9 protein-coding genes and 2 tRNA genes are annotated in these 11,585 nt (G+C 42.9%); 9 read left to right on the top strand and 2 right to left on the bottom strand.

Annotated features, from left to right (window positions below):
- The first annotated feature begins 151 nt into the window (after nucleotides 1-151).
- Both PTE_RS06995 and PTE_RS06990 read left to right on the top strand, forming a co-directional pair.
- A tRNA-Asp gene (locus tag PTE_RS06995) sits at nucleotides 152-228 on the top strand.
- An 8-nt stretch (nucleotides 229-236) separates the two neighbouring features.
- A tRNA-Trp gene (locus PTE_RS06990) sits at nucleotides 237-312 on the top strand.
- Between the two features lie 1,170 nt (nucleotides 313-1,482).
- Here the strand turns inward: PTE_RS06990 and hdfR are convergent.
- Complete coding sequence (gene hdfR, locus PTE_RS06985; protein WP_036844238.1) at nucleotides 1,483-2,319, bottom strand: HTH-type transcriptional regulator HdfR; 837 nt, start codon at nucleotides 2,317-2,319, stop codon at nucleotides 1,483-1,485.
- A gap of 125 nt (nucleotides 2,320-2,444) precedes the next feature.
- On the opposite strand from hdfR, the gene PTE_RS06980 reads away from it, so the two are divergent.
- Nucleotides 2,445-2,783 carry a MaoP family protein gene (locus PTE_RS06980; protein WP_036844236.1) on the top strand — a complete coding sequence of 113 codons (339 nt, stop codon included), beginning with the start codon at nucleotides 2,445-2,447 and terminating at the stop codon, nucleotides 2,781-2,783.
- Nucleotides 2,784-2,830: 47 nt separating this feature from the next.
- On the opposite strand, the gene PTE_RS06975 is transcribed toward PTE_RS06980, so the two are convergent.
- Complete coding sequence (locus PTE_RS06975; RefSeq protein ID WP_036844234.1) at nucleotides 2,831-4,354, bottom strand: YifB family Mg chelatase-like AAA ATPase; 1,524 nt, start codon at nucleotides 4,352-4,354, stop codon at nucleotides 2,831-2,833.
- Between the two features lie 641 nt (nucleotides 4,355-4,995).
- Here PTE_RS06975 and ilvL point away from each other — a divergent pair.
- The 6 genes from ilvL (at nucleotide 4,996) to ilvA (ending at nucleotide 11,579) form a co-directional block, all read left to right on the top strand.
- Complete coding sequence (gene ilvL / locus PTE_RS06970; RefSeq protein ID WP_036844375.1) at nucleotides 4,996-5,094, top strand: ilv operon leader peptide; 99 nt, start codon at nucleotides 4,996-4,998, stop codon at nucleotides 5,092-5,094.
- A gap of 139 nt (nucleotides 5,095-5,233) precedes the next feature.
- Nucleotides 5,234-6,880 carry an acetolactate synthase 2 catalytic subunit gene (gene ilvG / locus PTE_RS06965; RefSeq protein WP_036844232.1) on the top strand — a complete coding sequence of 549 codons (1,647 nt, stop codon included), beginning with the start codon at nucleotides 5,234-5,236 and terminating at the stop codon, nucleotides 6,878-6,880.
- Nucleotides 6,877-7,134, top strand: a complete 258-nt coding sequence (gene ilvM, locus PTE_RS06960; protein ID WP_036844230.1) for an acetolactate synthase 2 small subunit — start codon at nucleotides 6,877-6,879, stop codon at nucleotides 7,132-7,134. The genes ilvG and ilvM overlap by 4 nt, the downstream gene beginning before the upstream one ends.
- Nucleotides 7,135-7,157: 23 nt before the next feature.
- Nucleotides 7,158-8,084: a branched-chain amino acid transaminase gene (locus PTE_RS06955; RefSeq protein ID WP_021322833.1), complete on the top strand. Its 927-nt coding sequence runs from the start codon at nucleotides 7,158-7,160 to the stop codon at nucleotides 8,082-8,084.
- A gap of 68 nt (nucleotides 8,085-8,152) precedes the next feature.
- A complete protein-coding gene (gene ilvD / locus PTE_RS06950) occupies nucleotides 8,153-10,003 on the top strand; it encodes a dihydroxy-acid dehydratase (protein ID WP_036844228.1) in 1,851 nt (616 codons plus the stop codon).
- 4 nt (nucleotides 10,004-10,007) lie between these two features.
- Nucleotides 10,008-11,579, top strand: coding sequence for a threonine ammonia-lyase, biosynthetic (gene ilvA, locus PTE_RS06945; protein ID WP_036844226.1), 1,572 nt, complete (start codon nucleotides 10,008-10,010; stop codon nucleotides 11,577-11,579).
- Nucleotides 11,580-11,585 lie beyond the last annotated feature (6 nt).

Below are 11,585 nucleotides of genomic sequence, written 5' to 3'. Positions count from 1 at the left end.
GGAAAGTAGGGCAAAATCGCAGAGGGTGATTTTGAACGTCGCGAAAAGCGGCGGTCCGAAGGGCGAATGGCAGAAGGGCCATTCGTAAACTGCCCTGATTGGCATTGGAATTTTATGTTGTGGTAACGACATAAAGGACAAGAAATTCGGTGGTGCGGTAGTTCAGTTGGTTAGAATACCGGCCTGTCACGCCGGGGGTCGCGGGTTCGAGCCCCGTCCGCACCGCCACCTTATTTAGGGGCGTAGTTCAATTGGTAGAGCACCGGTCTCCAAAACCGGGTGTTGGGAGTTCGAGTCTCTCCGCCCCTGCCAGTTACAAACTAAGTAATAACTAAGGTAGTTCGCAATATTGATAACCCAGCTATTTAGCTGGGTTTTTTCTTATTTGTACTGTGTATAATGAATACATATCACCTTGGCAGATGTTATTTTTTGACCGTGATAATTAAAGGGTGACTCAGAGGAGAAAGTCTTCTGGGTGGTATTTGGCAAGGGAAATATTATCTAGACATAAGATATTGATTTAACTAATAAAAATCTATTTAAACTTAATATCTTTATTGTCACTTTTACATACAGAGAGTCATCTCTTGACTGATCAATTAAAGGGTATTGCTAGTTTATTATCTTAATTTTGACTTGAATGTTGGACTCGTATCTAAGAGTAAACTATAACAGCATATTCTTTATTGTCTTTGATATTTAGTGTTCAAGCATCTTTTTCATGAATTAATTCAGCGGCATGTAGATTCAGACTCTTTTTGGGGTTAGAAGGCGTAGGTGATCAATGCGTCTACCGCCTCTAATAGAAAACTGAACAGTTTAAATATTCTATGTGAGAAATATTTCTTAACGTAATAAACATCGTTTCAATTAGATAATATTTTTTCAGTCTTATCCGCTCCCATAGTAATAAAAATTTTTCTTGATCCATTTATGGATATTTATTATAAGGAAGAAGCTAGTCGGTTGATGCATCTGAATCTATTCTCAACTTATTACTGATGCTATTAGTGTACAAATTGCACTTATTAGTCGAATCCGCCATGTTTAAAGGATTTGCGTCAATTAAGTCTTAGTGAGCACTCTAATCGTGACAGTTTTCTTATTAAATGAAGTTCGGTTTAAAGTTTAAAATAAAATTTACTTAAGTCGAATGGCAAGGTAAGAGTATTGAGTATCCAGACGATGAGGGTAGGTTCGTTTAGTAAGTTATTCAAAATCATCTTACCCTTCTTCACTGTGGTTTTGGGTTTTCTGATTCAAGTCACAGTCTTAAACCATGACGTAGTGTGTAGTAAGTGAAGATTATTTGGCAAACAGGGGGATATGTGGAAGGATGGCGAAAGTAATCCCGCCTCCTGCGTGATCTAAAATTTTGTTCCCTCTTACTATTTTCTTTTCTGTTTCCGTGTAACACTCCTATCTGGAAATCTTGCAGAATATAGATCCACTAATTGAATGAGTTGCATAAAATGTCTCTTAATCTCTTGTAGAAGTATTGATGACAGGTATTTTTAATAGCTGCTGAATCAATGCTTGTTGATCGTTGTTCTGTAGCCATATAGCGTATAATGGGCGTTCAATTAGTTCAGTATTTGGGTAAGAGACAAGTTTTGAATATTCGTTTTGCCAGTGTATTGGTAGGAAGGCGGCTCCTCTGACACTGTTGAGCAGCTGGCGAGCTATATGTGCCGAAGTGGTTGTGATGATGGGCAATTGTTCACTTTTTAAAATCCGTTGTTCTTGGTGATGGAAATCAGCTCCCCATTCTAATTTGATGTAGTTTTCAACTTGGTATTGCAGATTTTCTTTCGTCGTTAATAATTTCAGGCAAATATTCCCTAATAACAAGCTTTGGAATTCATCCATTTTAGGTGGTTCAGTCGTTATTAGTAGATCTAACTCACGCGAATGAAGTTGTTTAACAAGAGATTGCCGAGTAGAAATCCGGGATTCTAATCTTAGTTCCTGATGTCTTTTATAGAAATCCTGTAGCCAAGGGGTTAAATATGCTTCCCATAATGATGCGGTAGCGCCAATTGTCAATTCAGTATGTTGAGATGCATGTGTTATCTCTTTTTTAGCCAATTGCCAGGTATTCATCAGTGATTCTGCATACGGCACAAGGCGTTCGCCAGCGGCTGTAAGACGGATGTTATTGCGATGACGCGTGAAAAGATTAGCACCTAATTGGTTTTCTAATTGGCGTATGCGAAAGCTGACTGCTGACTGTGTCAGGTATAGTGATTCGGCTGCCCGACCAAAGTGACGAGTTTTACTGACCTCCAGAAAGGTTTTCAGTAATTCGGTGTCCACATGTTTCTCCAATAATTTTTATCGTTAAGATTTAAATGTTTTGTTTTACAGAATGCCAGGCCTATCTAATACTCCGCGCCATAATTAGCATGATAGTAACAGTAATAGAATTAGGAGTGTGTCAGATGGCCGAAAGCTTCATCACGACTAATCGTTTTTTTGATAACAAACATTATCCTCGCGGGTTTTCCCGCCATGGCGATTTCACCATTAAAGAGGCGCAATTGCTAGAGCGTCATGGTTATGCGTTCAATGAGTTAGATCTCGGTAAACGTGAGCCTCAAACAGAAATAGAAAAACTGTTTGTTGCTGTTTGCCGGGGTGAACGTCAGCCTGTGACGATAGAAGAAAAAGTATGGGCCAAATATTTGGCAAGGATTAGTCGTCCAAAACGTTTTCATACCCTGTCAGGTGGTAAGCCTCAGGTTGATTCTTCTGATGACTATACCGACACTGATGATTAATATCATCACAAGTTATGAGTACAGGGGCTTTGCCCCTTTTTTCATTTTTAACCTGATTGTTTTTGTAACTGTATTAATAGCCTGTCCATACTGCGGTAGCTTAAGGCTTCCATAATATGTGGTTTTTCTATCTCTTTTTTTCCTTCTAAGTCGGCGAGTGTTCGGGATGTTCTCAGAATTCGATGCCATGCCCGGATGGAAAGCCCTAGCTTTGTTAGTGTTTCTTCTAGAAACACAGCATCGTTAAGTTTGAGCTTACAAAATGTTTCTGTCTCTTTACTATTCATATGAGCATTAATTTTTCCACAGCGTTTTAATTGTATTTTTCGCGCTGTCAGTACTCTTAATTTCACATCTTTGCTGCTTTCGCTTGATCTAATTGGGCTACTCAATGTTCCAATGGGTAACAGAGGAACTTCAATTGAGAGATCAAAGCGATCTAAAAAAGGCCCAGAAAGTTTTGCCAGGTATCGAAGTATTTGCTGAGGATTACTTCGATTATGAATTCCTTGATGATGGCCTGTAGGGCTGGGATTCATTGCTGCTATTAATTGAACCTGAGCAGGAAAACAAACTTTGGCTCTGGCTCTGGATATGATTATTTCCCCTGACTCCAGTGGTTCTCTGAGGGCATCAAGGACTCTGCGTTCAAATTCAGGAAGTTCATCCAGAAACAGCACACCGTTGTGAGCAAGTGATATTTCACCGGGTTTAGGAAGTCCACCACCGCCAACCAGCGCTGCCATTGATGAACTGTGATGAGGCGCTCTGAATGGGCGTGTATGCCATTGTTCTGGTGGAAGGTAGGTGTCTACCAGGCTATTGATAGCGGCAACCTCAAGGGCTTCTTTGTTTGTTAATGGCGGTAATAAACTGCATAGGCGGCTTGCCAGCATCGTTTTTCCTGTCCCTGGTGGGCCAAGTAGTAAAAGATTATGTCCGCCTGCTGCTGCGATTTCCAGTGTGCGTTTTGCTTGTTCCTGACCAATAATATCCTGAAGATCCGGTTGTGATTGTTCTGTTGAAAATTCATGTCGGATTGTTGTTGTCAGCAGTTGTTTTTCTCCTTGAAGAAAGTGGCAGATATGCAAGAGGTGTTCTGCCATTAACGTTGCATCCTGAGATAAGATTGCCAGCTCTGTTCCGTTTTCTGTCGATAGAATAAGTTGTCTGCCTGCGTCTCCCGCGCTTAGTGCAGCTGGAATTGCGCCATTAACTCTCCGTAAGCCCCCGGATAGCGCGAGTTCACCAAGAAATTCATAACGGTTCAGTTTATCGGCAGGTATTTGTTCTGAAGCTGCCAGAATAGCGATAGCAATCGGCAAATCATAACGGCCACCTTCTTTGGGGAGGTCTGCTGGTGCAAGATTAACGGTGATTCTTTTAGGCGGATAGGTAAACCCGCTGTTGATTAATGCGCTTCTGACACGATCTCTTGCTTCTTTTACGGCTGTTTCAGGCAAACCAACCAAAGTTAATCCAGGTAAGCCATTACTAATATGCGCTTCAACAGTAACAATGGGGGCATGAATACCTATAGTCGCTCTGGTATAAATAACAGCGAGGGCCATCCTATTCTCCTTAGTAAGAAAACGCATATGATGGGCTGAAATGAGATAATAAATAGTGTCTTATTATTTTTTTGCGAGATGGCTCTAAGAAATATTCTACGAGGTGGCTAAAAGAATTGCTTTATTAAATTTTCGTTAGATGATTTTTATTTTAATTAATTGGTGTTTATTTGTTTTATACCCGTAAATTTAATCATGTAATTTATTTTTATATTGTTGCTCTGATGGTTTTTTATTATTTTTGGTGCTTTAATATTGGTTTTTTTATTTATTTTTAATGCAAGTTTATATATGTTTTCACAGTAAGTTAAATTAGTGTTCTATATATTTTTGCTTTATTTCTTAACTGGGGTTTTTATCACCCAGGTGATTAATAATAAGATCTTTACTTGCTTTTAGTTGAATGATTTGTTTTATTTGTTATTTATTAATGTGATATATTGTTTTTATATAATAATCTGGATTTTATCACCTAAATTCAATTCATTTATGGAAAAATAATCCAAGTTGTAATTATCTGGTTGAAAATAAACAATATTTTTTCATGCTGAGGAATAAAACAAAATAAAAGTTGTCAAGCTATGAAGAACGTGATAACTCTTAAATATAGATTAAACAAACGAGTTAAAACGGCCAAGATTATGAATATATTTGTCCAAGTGATTAGCCTAGTTATCGTCAGCGTGGTGGTGATTATTATCCCACCGTGCGGGGCTGCACTTGGACGAAGAAAGGCTTAGACGAACAGCCAGATCTCTCGAAGACCCCCGCACCGAAAGGCGCGGGGGTTTTTTTTCGGCAAGCAAAAATCAGTCAGAGACAAAAACATACAACAGAACAAAATTTTGTCTCACAGGGTAAACACAGGGGATATGAAAAATGAACGGGGCGCAGTGGGTTGTAAAAGCATTACGAACGCAGGGTATTGATCAGGTTTTCGGCTACCCTGGTGGTGCAATCATGCCGGTTTACGATGCTTTGTACGATGGTGGTGTGGAGCACTTACTTTGTCGGCATGAACAGGGCGCTGTTATGGCTGCAATTGGTTATGCGAGAGCCAGCGGTAAGCCGGGAGTCTGTATTGCCACATCCGGGCCGGGGGCAACAAACTTAATCACTGGATTGGCTGATGCGTTGTTAGATTCTATTCCTGTTGTCGCTATCACTGGTCAGGTTAGTTCTGAATTGATTGGAACTGATGCCTTTCAGGAAGTCGATATTTTAGGTCTCTCCCTTGCTTGCACCAAACACAGCTTCTTAGTGGACTCCCTGGAAAATTTACCTCAAATTATGGCTGAAGCCTTTTCTATTGCAACCAGTGGTCGACCTGGCCCGGTTTTGGTTGATATTCCTAAAGATATTCAGCTGAAAGAGGGGAATTTAGCCCCACATCTGGTTCCTGTTGAGCAAGAGATACCCTGCACTGAAAATGAATTAGAACAAGCCCGGAAGATGATTGCGGCTGCGGTAAAGCCAGTACTGTATGTTGGTGGCGGAGTCGGTATGTCTCAGTCAGTTTCTGTTCTGCGTAATTTTGTTGCGGAAACAGGTATGCCGGTTGTTTCCACGTTGAAAGGTTTGGGTGCTGCTGATACTAAACATCCATGTTATCTGGGAATGCTTGGGATGCATGGTACGAAAGCTGCAAATTTTGCGGTTCAGTCATGTGATTTGCTGATTGCCGCAGGTGCCCGTTTTGATGATCGTGTGACTGGCAAACTCAATACCTTTGCGCCGAATGCAAAAGTTATTCATTTGGATATCGATCCGGCAGAGTTGGGGAAATTACGTCAGGCTCATGTGTCATTGCAGGGGGATTTAAAAGCGTTGTTGCCCCGTTTACAGCAACCATTATCAATTATGTCCTGGCAGCGGGAAGTTAAGCGCCTGAAAGCTGAATATCCTCGGTGCTACGACCATCCGGGTGAGGCTATCTATGCACCTTTATTATTGAAGCAGGTTTCGGATCGTAAAACATTAAACACGGTTGTTACCACCGATGTTGGACAGCATCAGATGTGGACAGCTCAACATATGACTTTTGATGGGCCTGAAAATTTTATTACATCCAGTGGGCTGGGATCGATGGGATTTGGTATCCCAGCTGCGATTGGCGCTCAAATTGCCCGACCAGAGGATATGGTGATCTGTGTATCCGGTGATGGTTCTTTCATGATGAATGTTCAGGAATTGGGGACAATTAAACGCAAACAATTACCTATAAAAATTTTACTGTTAGATAACCAACGACTGGGAATGGTGCGGCAATGGCAGGAACTGTTTTTTGATAAACGATATAGCGAAACAACATTAACAGATAACCCTGATTTTGTCGCATTAGCGAAAGCTTTTGATATTTCGGGGCAACATATCACTGATAAATCACAGATTGATGAAGCTCTGAACGCATTATTCAACAGTAAGGGACCGTATTTATTACAGGTATCCATTGAAGAATTAGAAAACGTTTGGCCGTTAGTCCCTCCCGGTGCAAGCAATGAAACTATGTTGGAGAAATCATTATGAGACAGCATCAACTTGCAATCCAGGCTCGTTCCTGCCCTGAAATATTAGAACGTATCTTACGAGTAACGCGTCATCGTGGATTTGAGATATGTTCGATGAATATGGATCAAACAATGGATGGCTATAATGTTAATATCGAATTAATTGTTGCCAGCCAAAGACCTGTTAATTTGTTGTCTTCACAATTAACTAAATTAGTGGATGTCGCTGGTGTCAAGATTCTGCAACCGAAATCACAATTAATACGTGCATAACGTAGAAATAAAGGAAGAAGAGAATGACGAAGCAATCCGATTACATTTGGTTCAATGGCGAGATGGTTCCTTGGGCAGATGCTAAAGTTCACGTAATGTCACATGCTTTGCATTACGGTACGTCGGTTTTTGAGGGAGTTCGCTGCTATGACTCTTATAAAGGGCCAGTCGTTTTCCGCCATCGTGAGCATATGCAGCGTTTACATGATTCTGCAAAGATTTACCGTATGCCAGTGAGTCAGAGTGTTGATGAATTGATGGAAGCATGTCGGGCAACTCTTCGTAAAAATAATTTAGTCAGTGCTTATATACGTCCACTGGTGTTTATTGGGGATGTTGGAATGGGGGTTAATCCACCCGCCGGTTATAAAACTGATGTCATTATTGCCGCTTTCCCATGGGGAGCTTATTTGGGAGAAGATGCACTGGATCAAGGAATCGATGCCATGGTTTCTTCATGGAACCGAGCGGCGCCAAATACAATACCAACAGCTGCTAAAGCGGGGGGTAACTACCTGTCTTCTCTTCTGGTTGGTAGTGAGGCCCGTCGTCATGGATATCAGGAAGGTATTGCTCTGGATGTTTATGGTTATATCTCTGAGGGCGCGGGTGAAAATCTGTTTGAAGTAAAAGATGGTGTATTGTTCACTCCACCCTTTACCTCAGCTTCATTACCAGGAATTACCCGTGATGCCATTATCAAACTAGCGAAAGATTTGGGGCTGGAAGTTCGTGAACAGGTATTGTCGCGCGAATCTCTGTATTTGGCGGATGAAGTTTTTATGTCTGGTACAGCGGCTGAAATCACCCCCGTTCGCAGTGTTGATGATATTCAGGTTGGTATTGGTAAATGTGGGCCAGTCACCAAGAAGATTCAGCAAGCATTTTTTGGTTTGTTTGATGGCACAACAGAAGATAAATGGGGCTGGTTAGATCCAGTAAATCCTTAATAAAACTATAAATAATTTAACGGGCGGTTCGTTCCCCGCCTGTTTTGATAACACGGGAGTGAAGAATAATGCCTAAGTACCGTTCTGCCACCACGACTCATGGCCGCAATATGGCTGGGGCCCGCGCTTTATGGCGTGCGACAGGGATGACTGATGCAGATTTCGGTAAACCGATTATTGCGGTAGTTAACTCATTTACTCAATTTGTTCCGGGGCATGTTCATTTGCGGGACTTAGGTAAATTGGTTGCCGAACAGATTGAAGCATCAGGTGGTGTTGCAAAAGAGTTCAATACAATAGCGGTGGATGACGGTATCGCAATGGGGCATGGTGGTATGCTCTATTCTCTGCCATCACGCGAATTGATCGCTGATTCTGTCGAATATATGGTGAATGCTCACTGTGCTGATGCCATGGTGTGTATTTCTAACTGTGACAAAATCACACCAGGTATGCTGATGGCAGCCCTGCGCTTGAATATCCCTGTGATTTTTGTTTCCGGTGGTCCCATGGAAGCCGGTAAAACAAAATTGTCGGATCAGATTATCAAATTGGATTTGATCGATGCCATGATTCAAGGCGCAAACCCTAATGTCAGTGACGAGGATAGTCATCAGATTGAGCGTTCAGCCTGCCCAACCTGTGGTTCCTGTTCCGGGATGTTTACTGCTAACTCTATGAATTGTTTGACAGAAGCTCTGGGGCTGTCTCAGCCAGGAAATGGTTCATTACTGGCGACTCATGCGGATCGTAAGGTGCTGTTTCTGAACGCGGGAAAACGTATTGTTGAGTTGACTAAGCGCTACTATGAGCAAAATGATGATAGTGCTCTGCCGCGTAATATCGCAACGAAAGCTGCATTTGAAAATGCGATGATGCTGGATATTGCTATGGGCGGTTCAACAAATACTGTACTTCACTTACTGGCTGCGGCACAGGAAGGCGAGGTCGATTTCACCATGGCGGATATTGACCGTCTGTCTCGTCAGATTCCTCATCTGTGTAAAGTTGCCCCAAGCACACAAAAATATCATATGGAAGATGTCCATCGTGCTGGTGGTGTGATGGGTATTTTAGGTGAGCTGGATAGAGCCGGTCTGTTGAATCGTCAGGTTAAAAATGTTTTGGGGTTGGATTTGCTACAAACGCTTGATCAATATGATGTGATGCTGACGGTAGATGAATCGATAAAGAAAATGTATTCAGCAGGCCCTGCGGGTATCCGTACTACTCAGGCATTTTCACAGGATTGCCGTTGGCCTTCTTTGGATATTGACCGTGTAGAAGGTTGTATCCGTGACCTCAAACATGCATACAGTCAGGATGGAGGCCTTGCAGTTTTGTTTGGCAATTTGGCTATAGATGGCTGTATTGTAAAAACCGCAGGGGTTGATGAGAACAGTTTGACATTTCGTGGGCCAGCTAAAGTTTATGAAAGTCAGGAAGATGCGGTTGATGCGATCTTGGGTGGCAGAGTCGTTGCTGGTGATGTGGTCGTCATTCGTTACGAGGGACCAAAAGGTGGGCCAGGAATGCAGGAGATGCTGTATCCGACGACGTATCTGAAATCTATGGGATTGGGTAAAAGCTGTGCATTGATTACAGATGGCCGTTTCTCTGGTGGTACCTCTGGTTTATCGATAGGCCACGTTTCGCCAGAAGCCGCTAATGGTGGCTTGATAGGTTTGGTTCAAGATGGCGATATCATTGATATTGATATTCCACTGCGGAAAATTCAACTTGATGTGGATGAAAAGACACTTGCTGCCCGTAAAACAGTGGAACTTGCCTGCGGAGATAACGCGTGGACGCCGAAATCCCGTGAACGCCAGGTATCTTTTGCCTTGAGAGCTTATGCTTCATTGGCGACCAGTGCGGATAAAGGGGCTGTCCGCGATAAATCTAAGCTAGGGGGATAATTGCATGGTTGCATTTCGTCCCTTAACTTCCGCACCAAATGGTGCAGAGTACCTGAAAGCGGCGTTAAGCGCGCCTGTCTATGAAGTTGCTCAGGTGACGCCGTTACAGGAAATGAAGAAAATTTCTACCCGTTTGGGAAATACTATTTTGGTAAAACGGGAAGACCGGCAGCCTGTTCACAGTTTCAAGCTCCGTGGCGCTTACACTATGATTGCGGGTTTGACTGAGGAACAAAAGAACCGGGGGGTGATTACGGCATCAGCTGGTAACCATGCTCAGGGGGTTGCGCTTTCTGCCAATCGACTGGGAATTAAATCTCTGATTGTTATGCCGGTCGCCACTGCGGATATCAAGGTCGATGCAGTCCGTAGTTTCGGTGGAGAAGCTCTGCTATATGGCGCCAATTTTGATGAAGCTAAAGCCAAAGCAATAGAAATGGCCCAGCAGGAAGGCTATACCTTTGTTCCGCCGTTTGATCATCCCGATGTCATCGCGGGTCAGGCGACACTGGCGATGGAACTTCTGCAACAAGATGTACATCTGGATCGAATCTTTGTGCCTGTCGGTGGTGGTGGTTTGGTTGCTGGAGTTGCTGTGTTGATTAAGCAGCTGATGCCAGAAATTAAAATTATTGGGGTGGAAGCGGAAGATTCAGCTTGCCTGAAAGCAGCGATGGCAGCTGGGCATCCGGTAGATTTACCAAGAGTTGGCCTGTTTGCTGAAGGTGTTGCTGTTAAACGTATCGGTGATGAAACTTTTCGTTTATGTCAGCAATATGTGGATGATGTTATCACGGTGGACAGTGATGCCATTTGTGCTGCGGTAAAAGATCTATTTGAAGATGTGCGTGCGATTGCTGAACCCTCCGGAGCATTGGCACTGGCTGGATTGAAAAAGTATGTTCAGCAGCATCAGATCAAAGGTGAGCGGTTGGCACACATTCTTTCTGGTGCTAACGTAAATTTCCACGGGTTACGTTATGTCTCTGAGCGTTGTGAATTGGGGGAGCAACGGGAAGCGCTGTTGGCCGTGACTATTCCTGAACAAAAGGGGAGTTTTCTGCGTTTTTGTCAGAAATTGGGCGATAGGGCGGTAACAGAGTTTAATTACCGCTATACGGATGCGGATCCTGAACAAGCTTGTCTTTTCGTTGGTGTCCGATTGAGTCGTGGTGAAGTGGAGAGACGGGAAATCATCGAGGAATTGCGTACCGCAGGATATCAGGTTGCAGATCTTTCAGATGATGAAATGGCGAAATTGCATGTCCGCTATATGATCGGCGGTCGTCCATCTAAGCCATTGAGTGAGCGTTTGTATAGTTTTGAATTCCCTGAATCACCGGGGGCCTTGCTGAAGTTCCTGCAAACGTTGGGAACTTACTGGAATATTACATTATTTCATTATCGCAATCATGGTACAGATTATGGTCGGGTGTTAGCGGCATTTGAATTGTCAGGAACAAAAGTGCGTTTTAAGCGTCACCTTGATGCGTTGGGCTATGGGTATCACGATGAGACGGATACTCCTGCGTTTAAGTTCTTTTTAATGGGTCAGTCATCTGAAACAGCTGGATGATGATAA

This window comes from Photorhabdus khanii NC19 (assembly GCF_000517265.1).
Classification (GTDB): domain Bacteria; phylum Pseudomonadota; class Gammaproteobacteria; order Enterobacterales; family Enterobacteriaceae; genus Photorhabdus; species Photorhabdus khanii.
This window is presented reverse-complemented; position numbering and strand designations above follow the sequence as displayed.